This is a genomic window from Rhodovulum adriaticum, assembly GCF_004345735.1.
GTDB lineage: Bacteria > Pseudomonadota > Alphaproteobacteria > Rhodobacterales > Rhodobacteraceae > Rhodovulum > Rhodovulum adriaticum.
Genome location: NZ_SLXL01000003.1, coordinates 279584 through 296038 on the forward strand (window position 1 = coordinate 279584; position 16455 = coordinate 296038).

Below are 16455 nucleotides of genomic sequence, written 5' to 3' on the forward strand. Positions count from 1 at the left end.
CGGCGCGGTCCGCGCGGCAGCAAAAGGATTTTGCACTTCCCATGCGCTGGATTTCGATGCTTACCGCGGCCCTCGTGACCGTCTCGCTCTACATGCTGTTGATGGAGCGTGACCGCGTCATCGCCTTTGCCGGGGCCGAACCCGCCCCGTCAGACACCGCAGCGGAACATGCCAAGACCCACGATCACCGCGTTCCCGTGATGGTCATGCGCAGCACCGCGCAAACCGTCCAGGGCCATGTGTTACTGCGCGGCGAAACCGAGGCCGCCCGCGCCGTCGAGATGCGCGCCGAAACCAGCGGCCGCGTCATTTCCGATCCCCTGCGCAAGGGGGCCGAGGTGGCGGCGGGCGACATCCTGTGCCAGATCGACCCGGGCACGCGCCAGGCAACGCTTGAACAGGCCCGCGCCGCCCTGCGCGAGGCAAAACTGCGCCTGCCCGAGGCCGAGGCCGGGGTGGAAAAGGCCCGCAGCGCCTTGGAAGAGGCCAGGCTGAATGACCGCGTCCGGCGGCGCCTGGCTGAAAACGGCTATGCCTCTGATACCCAGGTGGCGGCCACGGCCGCGGCCGTATCCAGTGCAGAGGCCGGGCTTGCCTCGGCCCGGGCCGGGCTGGAAGCAGCCCAGACCGCGATCCGCACCGCCGAGGCGCAGGTCGCCAGCGCGGAAACGGAAATCGAGCGGCTGACGATAACGGCCCCCTTTGGCGGCGTGCTCGAATCGGACACGGCGGAACTGGGCGCGCTGCTGCAGGCGGGCTCGCTCTGCGGCCGGGTGATCCAGATGGACCCGATCCGCCTAGTCGGCTACGCGCCCGAAACCGAACTGGCCCGGATCGAGCTGGGCGCGATGGCGGCCGGGCGGCTGGTTTCCGGGCAAGAGGTGATGGGCCGGGTGACCTTTGTCGGCCGCGAAGCCGATGCCGCCACCCGGACCTTCCGTGTCGAGGTCGAAATCGACAATGACGCGGGCCAGATCCGCGCCGGGCAGACGGTCGAGATCCGAATTCAGACACCGGGCCGCCGCGCCCACCTGCTGCCGCAATCGGCATTAACCCTGGACGATGCCGGGCGGCTGGGGGTGCGGCTGGCCGATGCCCAGGCAACGGCCCGCTTTGCCCCGGTCACGGTCCTGCGCGACGGCCAGGCCGGGATCTGGGTATCGGGCCTGCCCGACAGCGCCGACGTGATCGTTACCGGGCAGGAATTCGTCACCGATGGCGTGGCCCTTGCCGTAACCTATCGCGAGCGCGACCAATGACTGGCATCGTCGACTGGGCCGCCGCCCGCGCGCGCATGGTCATCGCCTTCGTGGTGATGTCGATCCTTGCCGGTGTGCTGGCCTATACCGGCCTGCCGAAAGAGGGCGAACCGGATATCGAGGTGCCCGCGCTCTTCATCTCTGTCCCTTTCCCGGGCATTTCGGCCGAGGATGCAGAGAAACTGCTGATCGAGCCGATGGAAACGGAACTGGCCGACCTGGACGGGCTGGATTCCATGACCGCCACCGCACGCGAGGGTTATGCCGGCGTCGCGCTGGAATTCGAATTCGGCTGGGACAAGACCAAGATCATCGCCGATGTCCGCGACCGGATGAACACCGCCGAGGGGGAATTTCCCGAGGGGTACGAGAAATACTCGATCTCGGAAATCAACTTCTCGGAATTCCCGATCATCATCGTTTCCCTGTCCGGCCCCCTGCCCGAACGCACCCTTCTGCGCCTGTCCAAGGATCTACAGGACCGTCTGGAGGGGCTGGATTCCGTACTGGAGGTCGCCCTTGCCGGGCAGCGCGACGAGATGCTGGAGGTCATCATCGACCCGCTGCGGCTGGAATCCTACAACGTCACGGCGGGCGAGTTGATCAATGTCGTGACCGCCAACAACCAACTGATCGCCGCAGGCGAGGTCGAGGCACCCGGCGGCGCCTTTTCGGTCAAGATCCCCGCCTCCTTCGACGATCCCACGGATGTCTACGACCTGCCGGTCAAGACCAACGGCGACCGCGTCGTCACCCTGGGCGATCTGGCCGAAATCCGCCTGACTTTCGAGGATCGGACCTCTACCGCGCGGTTCAACGGGGAACCCACGGTCGCCCTGCAAGTGGTCAAACGCAAGGGCTTCAACATCATCGAGACCGCCGCCACCGTGCGCGAGGTCGTCGCCCGGACCCAGGCCGCCTGGCCCGAAGACCTGCGCCGGGCGATCAGCGTGGAAACCTCGCTGGACCAGTCGGACACCGTGGATTCCATGGTGCGCCAGCTGGAGGGGTCGGTGCTGACCGCCATCGCGCTGGTGATGATCGTCGTGCTGGCCTTCCTCGGGACGCGTTCGGCATTGCTGGTGGGCTTTGCCATCCCGACCTCGTTCCTGCTGTGCTTCGTGCTGCTGGGCATCATGGACGTGGCCGTTTCCAACATCGTGATGTTCGGCCTGATCCTGGCCGTGGGCATGCTGGTGGACGGCGCAATCGTCGTGGTCGAATATGCCGACCGCCGCATTTCCGAGGGCGTTGGCCCGATGCACGCCTTTACCGAGGCGGCCAAGCGCATGTTCTGGCCCATCGTCAGTTCCACCGCGACGACGCTGTGCGCCTTTCTGCCGATGCTGTTCTGGCCCGGCGTCGCGGGCGAGTTCATGGGCATGCTGCCGGTCACCCTGATCTTCGTGCTGACAGCCAGCCTGATGGTCGCGCTGGTCTACCTGCCCGTAGTGGGCGGCGTCGCGGGGCGCTTTTCGCGGATCCTGTGGAGGATCACTGCCGTTGTGCGCCCGCGCCCGCTGATCCTGCGGCTGGCGCTGACGGGGCTGGCCTTCGGCACGGTCTTTCTGGGCGCCATGCTGATGCTGAACCCGGCCTACCTGGGACCGGCCCCGCCCCTGCCCGGTGCCGCGGGCCTGTTGCCGGGCGTTGCGCTGTTCCTGGCGGGGCTGGTGCTGTCTTCGATCGCGGTCAACGCGCTGCAACGCCCGCGCAAGAAACCTGTCCGGGCCGGATACCGCCGCCGGCCCATCGGCCATTTCATCAAGTTGATCGTCGGCAACCCGGTGATGCCGCTGGTGACCATTGCGGTGGTGCTGGGGTTCGTCGTGATGGTGTTCGGCTATTACGGCAAGAACAACAACGGCACGGAATTCTTCGTCGCGACCGAACCGGAACAGGCCATCGTCTACGTGCGCGCACGCGGCAACCTCTCGCTGGCGGAAAAGGACACGCTCGTCCGCCAGGCAGAGGTTATCGCGCTGGCGCACCCGGCGGTGGACAGCGTCTTTGCCTTTGCGGGCGATGGCGGGCTGGACCAGAACACCGGCGGCGCAAGCCCACCGCTGGATACCGTGGGTCAGATCCAGATCGAGTTGCTGGATTGGGAGGCGCGCAAGGACAACCCCGCCTTTGACGGCGACCGCGTGCTGGACGAGATCGAGGCCCAGCTTGCACAGATCCCGGGGGTGCGCACGGAAATCCTGGCGCAAAGCCGCGGCCCCGCCTCGGCCAAGCCGGTGCACCTGCGCCTGACCGGCGAAGAATGGGGCCCGCTGACCGAGGCCGCCGAACTGGCCATCGCCCGGTTCGAGGCGACCGACGGCCTGACCGATGTCGAGGATACCATGCCCCTGCCCGGGATCGACTGGCAGGTGGACGTGGATGTCGAGGCTGCCGGCCGCTTCGGCGCCGATGCCGCGACAGTGGGCGCGATGGTACAGCTTGTCACCCGCGGGCTGAAGCTGGACACGATGCGCGTCCCCTCCTCGGACGAAGAGATCGAGATCCGCGTGCGCCTGCCCGAACAGGACCGTGTGCTGTCCACCCTGGATACGCTGAAGGTGCGCACCGCCCAGGGGCTGGTGCCGCTGGCCAATTTCATCACCCTCACCCCGGTCGAAAAGCTGGGCCGCATCAACCGCGAGGGCGGCAAGCGCTATTTCGACATCAAGGCCGGGGTCGCGGACGGGCTGACCAATGCCGACGGCGCCCCGATCAACGCGAATGAGCGGATCGCGCTGCTGACCGAATGGCTGCAGACCGATCCGCTGCCCGCGGGCGTGGCCTGGGAATGGACCGGCGACCAAGAGGAACAGGCCGAATCCGGCGCCTTCCTGATGAAGGCCTTTGCCGCGGCCCTGGCGCTGATGTTCATCATCCTGCTGGCGCAGTTCAACAGTTTCTACAATGCCGTGCTGGTGCTGCTGGCGGTGGTGATGTCCACCGCGGGCGCCCTGATCGGGATGCTGGTCATGGGCCAGCCGTTTTCCATCATCATGACCGGCGTCGGCATCGTCGCCCTGGCCGGGATCGTGGTGAACAATAACATCGTCCTGATCGACACCTACCAGGGCTTTGCCCGCTACATGCCGCAGGTCGAGGCCATCGTGCGCACGGTGGAAATGCGTCTGCGCCCGGTGCTGCTGACCACGGTCACCACAATGGCGGGGCTCAGCTCGATGGTGCTGGGGATCAGCTTCGATTTCGCCAATGGCGGCTATACCGTGGACAGCCCCACCGCCCTGTGGTGGAAACAGCTGGCGACGGCGGTGGTCTTTGGCCTGGGCACCGCAACGCTGCTGACGCTGATCTTTACGCCCTCGATGCTGGCGCTGCGGGTCTGGTTCCGCAAGGGCGCCTACGGGTCCATGGTGCGGATCCGGGCCCTGGCCGGCGGTGCCGACAGCCTGGCGGCGCGGCAACTGGCAATTCAGCGCGCCGCGCGCGGCGTCGGTTCGCCGGATCTGCTATGGACCGACCTGCCGCCCGATGGCCCCGACCCCGCCGATGCCGACAGCGCACCGCAGGGGCCGACCGGCGGCAAGGCGCCCGCCACACCGCTGCGCGCGGCCGAATAGCGCGGGCCCCTCAGGCGGCGTCGTTCTCTTCGCCGGCCTGTTGTCGCATCCACATTGCCGCGTAGCGCCCGCCCCGGCTGAGCAAGGCATCGTGGGTGCCCTCTTCGATCACGCGGCCCGCCTCCAGCACGACGATGCGGTCGGCATCGACGATGGTGGACAGGCGGTGCGCGATGGCGATCACCGTGCGGCCCTCGCCCATGGCCTTCAGCTGCGCCTGGATACCCGCCTCGGTCTCTGAATCCAGCGCCGAGGTGGCCTCGTCCAGCAACAGGATCGGCGGGTTCTTCAACAGTGTGCGGGCAATGCCGACGCGCTGTTTTTCACCGCCCGACAGTTTCAGCCCACGCTCGCCCACCTGGGTTTCATAGCCCTGCGACAGCGAGGCGATGAAATCGTGGATCTTGGCCGCCTTCGCCGCGGCTTCGATCTCGGCGAAACTGGCCTCGGGGCGGCCATAGGCGATGTTGTATCGGATGCTGTCGTTGAACAGCACCGTGTCCTGGGGCACGACGCCGATCTGCGCATGCAGGCTGTCCTGGGTCACGTCGCGCACATCCTGCCCGTCGATCAGGACGGCCCCGCCCGTCACGTCGTAGAACCGGAACAACAGCCGCCCGATCGTGGACTTGCCCGCGCCAGAGGGACCGACGATCGCGACCTTGCGGCCCGCCGGCACCGTGACGGACACCCCGTGCAAGATTGGCCGCACGGGATCGTACCCGAAGCGGATATCGCGCAACTCGACCTTGCCGCCGGTGACGCGCAGGGGCGGTGCGCCCGGCTTGTCGGTGACCTCGGCGGGCTGTTCCAGCAACTCGAACATTTCGCCCATGTCCACCAAGCTCTGCCGGATTTCCCGGTAAACCGTCCCGAGGAAGTTCAGAGGCATGGTGATCTGGATCATGTAGGCGTTGACCATCACGAAATCGCCGGTGGTCAGGGTGCCCGCCTGCACCCCCATCGCCGCCATCACCATCACGGCGATCAGGCCGCCGGTGATCAGCAGCGACTGGCCGAAGTTGAGAAAGGCCAGCGACTGCGAGGTCTTGACCGCCGCCTCTTCATACCCGGCCATCGCCTGGTCATAGCGCCCGGCCTCGCGCGCCTCGGCACCGAAATACTTGACCGTCTCGAAATTCAGCAGGCTGTCGATGGCCTTCTGGTTGGCGTCGGTGTCCTGCTGGTTCATCCGGCGCCGGATCTGCACCCGCCATTCCGTCACCTTGAACGTGAACTGAACGTATAGCGCGATGGTGATGACCACCGCCGCCAGGTACCACACATCGAAAACGAAGAAGAAGATCAGCGCCACCATGGACAGCTCGATCACCAACGGGCCGACGCTGAACAGCATGAAACGCAACAGGAATTCCACGCCCTTCACGCCGCGTTCGATGATGCGCGACAGCCCGCCGGTCTTGCGCGTGATGTGATAGCGCAGGCTGAGCCGGTGAATGTGGGTAAAGGTTTGCAGCGCCAGCCGCCGCAGCGCCCGCTGCGCCACGCGGGCAAAGATCGCGTCGCGCAATTGCTGGAACCCGGTGTTCATCAGCCGGGCCATGCCATAGGCCACGGTCAGCCCCACCGCGCCCACCGCCAGCAGCATGGCATCCGGGGCCCCCTCGCCCGTCAGGCTATCCACCGCCGCCTTGTAGAAGAAGGGGGTCAGCACGGACACGACCTTGGCCAGGATCAGTGCCACCATCGCCAGCACCACGCGCCGCTTTACCCAGCCCTGCCCCTCGGGCCAGAGATAGGGCAGAACCTTGCGGATCGTGCGCAGGCCCTGTTCGCGGTCAAGCTTGGACAGGTCGGCAGTGGTTGGACGGGGGGGCATGGCTGCTCTTGTCGGTTGGGATGCTATCGGCCGAACCTAAAGCGCTGCGCCGCAGAAGACCAGCGGCGCCCGTCAGCGGGGGGCCTGACCGTCCTCGGGCAGGTCGAAGATCTGGCCGGGATAGATCAGGTCCGGATCGCAGATCCGGTCGCGATTGGCATTGTAGATCTTCACGTAATCCAGCCCGCTGCCATAGGTCCGGTCGGCGATCCCCCACAGGGTATATCCCGGCTGCACCGTCACCAGCCGGACGGGGGCCACCGGGACCGGGGCGACCGTCGGGTCGGCGTCGTCGCCGGCCGCCTGCAGGCGCGCGGGCGCCTCGCGCAGGAAGGGGGTTTCGAACCGGGCGCTCACCCGGCCCTGGGCATCCAGCTGGTCCGCGCGCATCGTGTAAACCCCCGGCGCGATCCCGTCCAACCCCAGCCGCCAATGACCATCGGCATCGGCACGGGCCAGACCGGCGGGGGCGTTGTCCAGATACAGGCGCACCGCGGCCCCCGCAGCGCCACGGCCCGATACGCGCACATTGCCCGCGGCATCATAGGCAATCGCGTCGATCATCACCGTTTCCGGGCCAGGCGCAGGGTCGCCCAACGGCGGCTGCAGAACCCGCACGCCGCCGGCATCGGCCAGGAACACGGCCGGGGCCTGCCGCGGCGCGGCGGGCGGCTGGCCCGCCTGCGGGGCACCGGGGGCAGCCGGGGCCAGTTCCACCGGCACGCTGGGGGCCTGGTCATCGGGTGTCACACCACGGCCCGGCTGATCCGCCGCGACAGGCGCGGCGCGGTCGGGCACACGGGATGGCAGCGGGACATTCTGCGCGGCCTCGTCCAAGATCCCAGTACCGGGCGGCGGGGCGGGCACGGTCCGGACGGGTTCAGGCGGTTCTGCGGGTTCTGCCGGTCGGGACAGTTCGGCGGTCACCGCCGCAGGCGGCGCCGGGTCGGCGGGCGCCTCGGGCGCGGGCGGGGTGGTCAGCGGGGCGGAGCGGGGCGGCGCCCCGGTGACGGGCGCCAGCAACACCGTCGCGTCCGAGGTCACCTGCTGCCCGGTTCCCGTTTCCATCAACAGTTGCACCGGCCGTGGGCGATCCGAGGGCGGCAGCGCGAAGAAGACCACGAACCCACCATCCCGCCCGACCGCGGCACGGGCACGTTCGGTTCCCGATACCAGAACGGCAACCGCGCTGCCCGGGACCGCCTTGCCCGCGACCAGCGCGTTGCCCTCGTCATCGACGCGCACCACGTCAAAGCTGGGGGATGGCAGGGCGGGCGCCACCGGCGCAGCAGCCGGGCGCGCAGGCGGACGCGGCGCGCCCTCTGCCGCGGGGGCGGGTTGTGCAGCGGGCGCCGCCCCCTGCGCCGGGTCGGGTGCTGGAACAATCGGCTTTTGCGGCACGGTGGTCCCGGTCACAGCCGGGCTCGCCGGCGATCGCGCGGGGGGCGCTGTTCCGGGGGCGCCCTGCCACAGCGTCACGCCGACCAGAGCGACCGCGACAATGGCCCCGGCGGCCAAACCGCCCGCGACCCACCGCCCAGATTTTCGCCCTTGCGCCATGGCCTTGCATCCCCCGTGCCCGCGCGCTTGCGGGACCATAGCAACCCGGCTATCACGGGTCCAGATTTCCGCAACCCCGAGGTTTCCATGACTGCGCGCATGCCTTCCGTCTGTGTCTTCTGCGGCTCACGCGACGGCCTGCGCCCCGCCTATGCCAACGCCGCCGAGGCCGTGGGCCGCGCCATTGCCGAGGCCGGTTGGCAACTGGTCTATGGCGCGGGCGATGTCGGGTTGATGGGCCGGGTCGCGCGTAACGCGCAGGCCGCAGGCGGGCGCACCTTTGGCGTGATCCCGGTGCACCTGTTCGACCGCGAGGTGGGCAAGCGCGACCTGACCACCTTTATCGTGACCGAGAACATGCACGAGCGGAAGAAGGTCATGTTCATGAACTCGGACGCAATCGTGGTGTTGCCCGGCGGCGCGGGGTCGCTGGACGAATTCTTCGAGGTGCTGACCTGGCGCCAGCTGGGCCTGCACGAAAAGCCGATCCTGCTGCTGAATACCGAAGGGTTCTGGGATCCGCTGACCGGGCTGATCGACCATTTCATTGCCGAAGGCTTTGCCGATGCCAGCCTGCGCGGGTTCGTTCAGCGCGTGCCGGACGTGCCCGCGCTGATGGCCGCCCTGCGCGCCGCCCTGTCCTGACGCAGCGACTCGGCCGAATACAGCGCCAGCGCGGTCCAGATCAGGCCAAAGGCCACGGCGTGCCAGCCGGTGAATGCCTCTTTGAAAACCAGCGTTGCAACAAGGAATTGCAGCGTGGGATTGATATATTGCACCAGTCCCACGGTGGCATAGCTGACCCGTTTCGACGCATAGGAAAACAGGATCAGCGGCGTTGCCGTCAGCGGCCCCGAAAAGGCCAACAGCAGGCTGTCGCCCAGGTCGTGACCGAAGATGCCCAGGTTGCGTCCGGTCAGCCCCGGCCAGCCCTGGCTGTGCACGCCCCATAGCCAGATCAGCGCCAAGGGCGCCAGCAGCAACACCTCGCAGGTCACAGAGACCACAGGCCCGGCGGGCACACTCCGTTTCACCAGCCCGTAAGTGCCGAAAGTGAACGCCAGAAACAACGAGGCCCAAGGCGCCACGCCCAGCCCCCAGGTCAACCCCGCCACCGCCGCGCAGGCCAGCGCCACGGCGAGCCATTTCAGCGTCGAATGACGCTCCCCCAGAAAGACGAAGCCCAAGGCCACCGCCACCAGCGGGAAGATGTAATAGCCAAGCGAGGCCTGCACCGCGTGCCCGACCTGCACCGAATAGATGAACACGAACCAGTTGCTGGAGATTGCCAGCGCCGCAACGAACACCACCGCCAGGGCGCGGGGGCGGGCCAGCAGGCGGCCCAACTCGATCAGCCGCCCCTGCGCGGCCAGCACCAGCCCGAAAAAGACCAGCGACCACAACGTGCGGTGGCTAAGCACCTCTAGCGGCGGCACATGGGCCACCAGCTTGTAATACATCGCCGACAGGCCCCAGATCACGCAGGCCGCGGCCATGGCCAGGATGCCCTTTTGCGCGTCGCTCATCGCGCGCGCGCCGCCATGAACCGGGTCAGCCGGTCCAGTCCTTCCTCGATATCCTCGGTGGCGCGGGCATAGGAAAACCGCAGCGTGCCCGCCCCGCGCGCGGGGTCGAAATCCAGCCCGGGCGTGACCGCGACCCCGGCCTTTTCCAGGATTTCGGCGGCGAATGCGCGGCTGTCGTCGGTCAACTCGGACACATCCGCGTAGACGTAGAACGCCCCGTCGGGCGGCGCGATCTTGCTGAACCCGGCCTTGGGCAGCCCCTCCATCATCAGGGCGCGGTTGCGGCGGTAGACGGCCATGTTGGCCTCCAGCTCGTCGGTGGCATCCAGCGCGGCCAGCGCCACGACCTGGCTGGCATGGGGGGCGCAGATAAACAGGTTCTGCACCAGCCGTTCCACCCGGCGGATATGATCCTCTGGCACGACCATCCAGCCCACGCGCCAGCCAGTCATCGAGAAATACTTGGAGAACGAGTTGATGACATAGGTGTCGTCGGTGATCTCCAGCGCGGTGACGGCTTTGCGCTCATACTCCACGCCGTGGTAGATCTCGTCCGAGATGAAGGCCGCCCCCTGCCCCTGCGCCGCCCCGATCAACGCGGCCAGCGCGTCACGGTCCAGCATCGTGCCCGAGGGGTTGGCGGGCGAGGCGACCAACAGCCCGTCTAGGTCGGGGGGCAGATCCGCCGGAACAGGCTGCAACCGGTTCTCTACCGTGGTTTCGATCTTGACCGGCTCTAGGTCCAAAGCGGTTAGAATGGCCTTGTAGGAGGGATAGCCGGGCATGCCGATCCCCACCCGCGCGCCCGCATCGAACAGCGAGGTAAAGGCCAGGGTGAAACCGCCAGACGAACCCGGCGTAATCACGATCCGGTCGGGGTTCAGATCCACCCCGTACCAGTCGGCGTAAAGCTGCGCGATCCGCGCGCGCAGTTCCGGCAGGCCCAGCCCCACGGTATACCCCAGCGGCCCCGTTTCCATGGCACGGGCCAGCGCGGCGCGGGCGGCTGCGGGGGCGGGCGTGCCGGGCTGGCCCACCTCCATGTGGATTATGCGGCGGCCCTCGGCCTCGGCCCGTGCGGCAGCGGCCATCACGTCCATCACAATGAAGGGATCGACCTCACCCCGGCTTGAAACCTTCATGCCCGCCTCCTTACGCTGCGCGTTATGAACGCTTTGTTTCAGCGCTGCGGTGCAAGGTCAATCATCCCCGCCTGCAACCCTGCCCCGCACCGCGGACAGGCAGCGGCCCTGCGGCTGGCGGCGCTGGCGGTGCTGCTGGTTGTCCTGTGGGCGATCCCGGGCCGGGCGCTGACGCTGTCCCTGATCCGCGACGCAGAGATCGAGCATGCCCTGCGCGAATTGACCCGCCCCATCGCCAACGCAGCGGGGGTCAGTTCCGGCGCACTGGATGTCTACATCATCAACGACAGTTCGATGAACGCCTTTGTCCTGGATGGGCAGACGGTGATGATCCATTCCGGGCTGATCCTGCGGCTGGACCGGGCAGAGCACCTGCAGGCGGTCATCGCCCATGAACTGGCCCATATCACGGGCGGGCACCTGACCCGGCGCATGGCCAATCTGCGCGGCGCGCGCGGTGTGGCGGCGATGGGCCTGTTGCTGTCGACGGCGGTGGCCGCAGGGGGCAACGGCCAGGCCGCGGCGGGGTTGGCGATCGGTACGCAATCCTCGGCCCAGCGGGTGTTCTTCGGCCATACCCGCGCCGAGGAAGCCTCGGCCGATCAGGCGGGCATCCGCTACATGGCGCGGGCCGGCATCGACCCGCACGCCATGGTCGAGGTTCTGGACCTGTTTCGCGGGCAAGAGGCGCTGAATGTCGGGCGGCAGGATCCTTACGTGCGCACCCACCCCCTGACCAGCGAACGGCTGCGCGCCATGCGCGGCTATGCTGCCGCCTATGCCGATCGGGCCCGGGACGATCCGCAGGCCGATTACTGGTTCGCCCGTGCGCGCGGCAAGCTGGGCGCCTTCCTGCAGAACCCGCGCTATACCCTGCGCCGGGTTGACGCGCGCGACGATTCCTCCGTCGCGCTGATGCAGCGCGCTGTCGCCTATCACCGGATGCCCGACACAGAACAGGCCCTGGCCCATATGCGCGCGCTGGAGGCCAAGCGCCCCAACGATCCCTATGTGCAAGAGCTGAAGGGGCAGATCCTGCTGGAATCACGCCGCTTCGGGGCGGCGGTGCAGGCCTATGCGCGGGCCGTGTCGCTGGCCCCGAAGGAACCGCTGATCCTGGCCGGGCATGGCCGCGCGCTGCTGGCGGTGAATACCGCATCCTCCAACCGCCAGGCGCTGGCCGCGCTGGAACGGGCGCGCAGCCGCGATCCCTATGACCCGCGTATGCTGCGCGACCTGGCGGTTGCCTATGCACGCGCCGACAACAAGGGCATGGCCTCGGTTGCCACGGCGGAACGCTATGCGATCACCGGCCAGATGGACACGGCCGCCATCCATGCCCAACGGGCGATGGGGCTGGTCCCGCGCGGCGCGCCGGGCTGGTTGCGGGCGCAGGACGTGCTGTCCGCCGCCGAGAAGGCCAAGCGCCGATGAACGCCGCCGCGCGTCCCGCCCTGGCGCTGATCCTGGCTGCCTCCCCTGCCCCCGCACTGGACCTGAGCGAGGCCGAGCGCACGGCCCTTGGGGCCGAGTTGCGGGCCTATCTGCTGGAGCATCCAGAGATCATCACCCAAGCATTGCAGGGGGCCGAGGCCAAACGCCAGGCCGCGCATGCCGCCGACGACATCGCCCTGTTGCAGGCGCATGCCACGGCCCTGTTCCATGCAGGCGGCGACTGGACCGGCGGCGCGGAAAACGGGGATCTGACGCTGGTCAGTTTCGTGGACTACCGCGATCCGGCCAGCGCGCGCGCCTGGGCCGCCGCGCGGGACCTGGTGGCACAGGACCCCGCCCTGCGATGGGTCGTGAAAGAGGCCCCCACCCCCGATGCCCCGGACGCGACGCGCGCCGCCCGCTTTGCCCAGGCGGTGTTGCGGATGGCCGGCCCCCGGGCCCATGCGCAGGCCCAAGCGGCCCTGTTCGCCGCCCCCGACGCGGCGCCGGAAACCCTGGCGGGGATTGCCGCGGAGTTGGGGCTGGACGCCGCCCCCCTTGCCCGCCGCATGTCGGACCCGGCCATTACCGCCAAGCTGGACCAAACGCGCCGCCTGATGCAGGCGCTGGACCTGCAGGCCGCCCCCGCGCAGGTGCTGGACCGCGCCATGGTGCGCGGGGAGGTGCCCGCCGTGGCCCTGGCCCGCATCGTCGCGGCCCTGCGCCGCAAGAAGTGACCGCCCCCGGCGCCGATTGCCCATTGGCCCCGGCGCGCGGATATGCTGGAAAGACCCCGAAAGATCGCGCCACCCAAGACGGAGAGACCCGATGATCCGCCCCCTTGCCGCCGCGCTGACGGCGCTGGCCCTTGCCGCGCCCGCCCAGGCCCTTGACCTGACCGACATGACCGAGGACGAGCGCAGCGCGTTCCGCGCCGAGGTCCGCGCCTATCTGCTGGACAATCCCGAAGTGCTGATGGAGGCCATCGGCGTCCTGGAAGAGCGCCAGGCCGAGGCCCAGGCACAGAACGACGTGGCGCTGGTTCAGGTGAATTCCGACGCCCTGTTCCGGGATCCCGCCTCGTGGGTGGGGGGCAACCCCGAGGGCGACGTGACCCTGGTCGAATTCGTCGATTACCGCTGTTCCTATTGCCGCAAGGCGCATGAGGATGTCGCGCAACTGGTCGAGTCCGACGGCAACATCCGCTTTATCGTCAAGGAGTTTCCCATCCTGGGCGAACAGTCGGTCATCTCTTCGCAATTCGCGGTGGCCACGCTGCAGGTCGCCGGGCCAGAGGCCTACAAGCAGGTGCATGACGCGCTGATCACCTTCCGTGGCACGGTCACGCCCGAGAACCTGCAACGCCTGGCCGAAAGCTTCGATCTGGATGCGGATGCCATCCTGGCGCAGATGGATGCGCCCGAGGTCAAGCAGGTCATCACTGAAAACCGCGCCTTGGCCCAACGGATGCAGATCAGCGGCACCCCGACCTTCGTGCTGGAGGACCAGATGCTGCGCGGCTACGTCCCACTGGAGGGGATGCGCCAGATCGTGGCCCAGGTGCGCGCCGACTGATCCGCGCGCACGCCTGAATTTTCGGTAAAGTCAGTAAAAACCGCGCCCCGCCAGTCCCGGCCGGGGCGCGTTTCTTATTCGGCGGCCTGCGCTTCGGCGGCGCGGGCCGCTTCCAGTTCGGCGGCTCTCTTTTCAACCTGTTCGACGATATGGTCGATCATCTCTTCGTTCGAGATGCGGTGATCCTGCTTGCCCGCCAGGTAGACCATGCCGTTGCCATTGCCCCCGCCGGTAAAGCCGACATCGGTCATCAGCGCCTCGCCGGGGCCGTTGACCACGCAGCCGATGATCGACAGGCTCATCGGGGTGGTGATATGGGCCAGCCGGTTTTCCAGTGCGGCCACCGTCTTGATCACGTCAAAGCCCTGACGCGCGCAGGACGGGCAGGAAATGATGTTCACACCCCGGTGGCGCAGGCCCAGCGATTTCAGGATCTCGAAGCCGACCTTGACCTCCTCGACCGGGTCGGCCGACAGCGACACGCGGATCGTGTCGCCGATCCCCGACCACAGCAGGTTGCCCAGACCGACCGCCGACTTGATCGTGCCGGACACGAAGCCGCCCGCCTCGGTGATGCCCAGATGCAGGGGGGCGTCGGTGATCTCGGCGATGCCGCGATAGGCCGCGTCGGCCAGGAACACGTCGGACGCCTTTACGCTGATCTTGAATTCGTGGAAATCGTTATCTTCCAGGATGCGGATATGTTCCTGGGCGCTTTCCACCATCGCCTCGGGGCAGGGCTCGCCGTATTTGTCCAGCAGATGCTTTTCCAGGCTGCCGGCATTCACCCCGATCCGCATGGAACAGCCATGGTCGCGCGCGGCCTTGATGACCTCGCGCACCCGCTTTTCGTCGCCGATATTGCCCGGGTTGATCCGCAGGCAGGCCGCACCCGCCTCGGCGGCCTCGATCCCGCGTTTGTAGTGGAAATGGATATCGGCGATGATCGGCACCGGGCTTTCGGCGACGATCTCTTTCAGCGCGCGCGAGCTGTCCTCGTCGGGGACAGAGATGCGCACGATATCGGCGCCGGCCTCTGCGGCGCGCTGGACCTGGCCGATCGTGCCCTTGATGTCGGTGGTGACCGTGTTGGTCATGGTCTGCACCGAGATGGGCGCATCGCCCCCCACGGCCACGGGACCGACATGGATCTGGCGGGATTTGCGGCGTTCGATATTGCGCCACGGGCGCACGTGGTTCAGCGACATGGGGGCACCTGTTCGGCGTGGTGAATTCTGCCTACTGGATAAAGGATTGGCAGCCCTTTCGCAATGTGCGCCCTGTCGCGTTCACATCATTGCGCGGGCGTGCCCTCGGCCTGGGCAAGGGCGACGGCCAGATCGGGGTCCGACTGGATGTCTGCCACCTGATAGCGCTGCGCCACCGCATCGGGGGACAGTTCCACGTTCTTTGCCACGCGGCCGCTGGCATCGGCGGGCCCATAGGTCTGCCCGCCGACCGAGAAATAGACCGAGGCCGAGTTGCCCGCGCGCAGCAGCGGCGGTTCCTCGGTTTCGGGCAGGACGTAGCGTTCGCCCGCATCCAGGATCTTTTCGAACAGGACAGAACCGTTCGGCGCGCTGACCCGCACCCAGGCGGGGCGCACCGCAAGGATGGCGATCTCGGGCGTGGTGTCGGCGGCCACGACCTGAACCGGCTGGTCGCTGCTGCCTGCGGGGGCCGAGGCGACGGTTTCGGATCGTTGCAGCGGCGTGGAAACCGGCGCCGGGGCCGCGGCCGTGCGCTGCGGCGGCAGCAAAACGCCGATCTCGCCGGGGTCGAGCGTCGCAATCGGGGCATCGCGCGCAACCAGCACGGGGCGGTCCAGAACCTGCGGACGGTATAGCCGGTCCATCGCATCGGCCGATGGCGACGGCGCCACGGGGTCGGCGCTGTCCTCGCCAGCAAGGGGGCCGATATCGGCCATCAGACCGGGCTGCTGATCCAGCGGCGCAACCTTGACCTGCTGGATTTCCCGCAGCACCGACCAGCCGCCATAGCCCAGGCCCGCCATCAGCGCGATCAGCACCAGACTGGACCCGATGGCCCCCGGCTCGATCCGGGAGATCAACGCCTCGCCCCGCGGCACGAAAATCGCGTTGGGATCGGCCAGCGGATCGCGCCGTTCGGCCGGCACGGCCTTGGGCGCGGGGCGCGGGGCCGCGGCGGCGGCATCCATGCCGTGGACGGTGTCGAAATTCGCCTCTTCGCGGAACCGGCGGTAGGCCCATTCCGGGTCAAGACCCAGATACCGCGCATAGGACCGGACATAGCCCGCGATGAACCCGGGCGTTTCGAACGCGGTGGGGTCGGCGTTTTCGATGGCGGCAATATAGGTGGCGCGGATTTTCAGTTCACGCTGCACATCCAGCAGCGACTTGCCCAAGGTCGCCCGTTCGCCCCGCATCACGTCACCGAGGCGAAGTTCGAACGCGTCGAACCCTTTGGGGTTGTCCTGGGATGCTTCGGCCGCTGTACGCGACCGTCTAAGCCTGATCATCAAACCGCCCCGAGCTTGTGCTATTGCCCCCTGCGGAC

General features: G+C 67.8%; 12 protein-coding genes. 6 read left to right on the forward strand and 6 right to left on the reverse strand.

Going from position 1 to position 16455, the window contains the following annotated elements; all coding sequences use genetic code 11:
- Window positions 1-41 precede the first annotated feature (41 nt).
- Together EV656_RS07465 and EV656_RS07470 are read left to right on the forward strand one after the other, a co-directional pair.
- Window positions 42-1259 (forward strand): efflux RND transporter periplasmic adaptor subunit, encoded by a 1218-nt coding sequence (locus tag EV656_RS07465; protein ID WP_132601696.1) that lies wholly within the window; start codon window positions 42-44, stop codon window positions 1257-1259.
- Window positions 1256-4840 (forward strand): efflux RND transporter permease subunit, encoded by a 3585-nt coding sequence (locus tag EV656_RS07470; RefSeq protein WP_132601699.1) that lies wholly within the window; start codon window positions 1256-1258, stop codon window positions 4838-4840. Before EV656_RS07465 ends, EV656_RS07470 begins: the two co-directional genes overlap by 4 nt.
- Before the next feature lie 10 nt (window positions 4841-4850).
- Here EV656_RS07470 and EV656_RS07475 read toward each other — a convergent pair whose 3' ends face one another.
- Both EV656_RS07475 and EV656_RS07480 read right to left on the reverse strand, forming a co-directional pair.
- Window positions 4851-6680 carry an ABCB family ABC transporter ATP-binding protein/permease gene (locus EV656_RS07475; RefSeq protein ID WP_132601702.1) on the reverse strand — a complete coding sequence of 610 codons (1830 nt, stop codon included), beginning with the start codon at window positions 6678-6680 and terminating at the stop codon, window positions 4851-4853.
- 72 nt (window positions 6681-6752) lie between these two features.
- Complete coding sequence (locus EV656_RS07480) at window positions 6753-8096, reverse strand: LysM peptidoglycan-binding domain-containing protein (RefSeq protein WP_132601705.1); 1344 nt, start codon at window positions 8094-8096, stop codon at window positions 6753-6755.
- Window positions 8097-8327: 231 nt separating this feature from the next.
- Between EV656_RS07480 and EV656_RS07485 the strand changes: the two genes are divergently transcribed.
- A complete protein-coding gene (locus tag EV656_RS07485; RefSeq protein WP_132601708.1) occupies window positions 8328-8885 on the forward strand; it encodes an LOG family protein in 558 nt (185 codons plus the stop codon).
- Here the strand turns inward: EV656_RS07485 and rarD are convergent.
- Window positions 8828-9766 carry an EamA family transporter RarD gene (gene rarD, locus EV656_RS07490; protein ID WP_132601711.1) on the reverse strand — a complete coding sequence of 313 codons (939 nt, stop codon included), beginning with the start codon at window positions 9764-9766 and terminating at the stop codon, window positions 8828-8830. The two genes, EV656_RS07485 and rarD, sit on opposite strands and share 58 nt — an antisense overlap.
- Complete coding sequence (locus tag EV656_RS07495) at window positions 9763-10908, reverse strand: pyridoxal phosphate-dependent aminotransferase (protein WP_132601714.1); 1146 nt, start codon at window positions 10906-10908, stop codon at window positions 9763-9765. Before EV656_RS07495 ends, rarD begins: the two co-directional genes overlap by 4 nt.
- Before the next feature lie 24 nt (window positions 10909-10932).
- Here EV656_RS07495 and EV656_RS07500 point away from each other — a divergent pair, with 24 nt between their 5' ends.
- The 3 genes from EV656_RS07500 to EV656_RS07510 all read left to right on the forward strand — a co-directional run bounded on the left by EV656_RS07500 (window position 10933) and on the right by EV656_RS07510 (window position 13917).
- Window positions 10933-12342 (forward strand): M48 family metalloprotease, encoded by a 1410-nt coding sequence (locus tag EV656_RS07500; RefSeq protein WP_132601717.1) that lies wholly within the window; start codon window positions 10933-10935, stop codon window positions 12340-12342.
- Window positions 12339-13079: a DsbA family protein gene (locus EV656_RS07505; protein ID WP_132601720.1), complete on the forward strand. Its 741-nt coding sequence runs from the start codon at window positions 12339-12341 to the stop codon at window positions 13077-13079. The genes EV656_RS07500 and EV656_RS07505 overlap by 4 nt, the downstream gene beginning before the upstream one ends.
- 91 nt (window positions 13080-13170) lie before the next feature.
- Complete coding sequence (locus tag EV656_RS07510) at window positions 13171-13917, forward strand: DsbA family protein (RefSeq protein WP_132601723.1); 747 nt, start codon at window positions 13171-13173, stop codon at window positions 13915-13917.
- Between the two features lie 74 nt (window positions 13918-13991).
- Here EV656_RS07510 and ispG read toward each other — a convergent pair whose 3' ends face one another.
- Both ispG and EV656_RS07520 read right to left on the reverse strand, forming a co-directional pair.
- Window positions 13992-15125, reverse strand: a complete 1134-nt coding sequence (gene ispG, locus EV656_RS07515) for a flavodoxin-dependent (E)-4-hydroxy-3-methylbut-2-enyl-diphosphate synthase (RefSeq protein ID WP_132601725.1) — start codon at window positions 15123-15125, stop codon at window positions 13992-13994.
- Between the two features lie 86 nt (window positions 15126-15211).
- On the reverse strand, window positions 15212-16417 hold the full coding sequence (locus EV656_RS07520) for a helix-turn-helix domain-containing protein (RefSeq protein ID WP_132601727.1): 1206 nt from the start codon (window positions 16415-16417) through the stop codon (window positions 15212-15214).
- Window positions 16418-16455 lie beyond the last annotated feature (38 nt).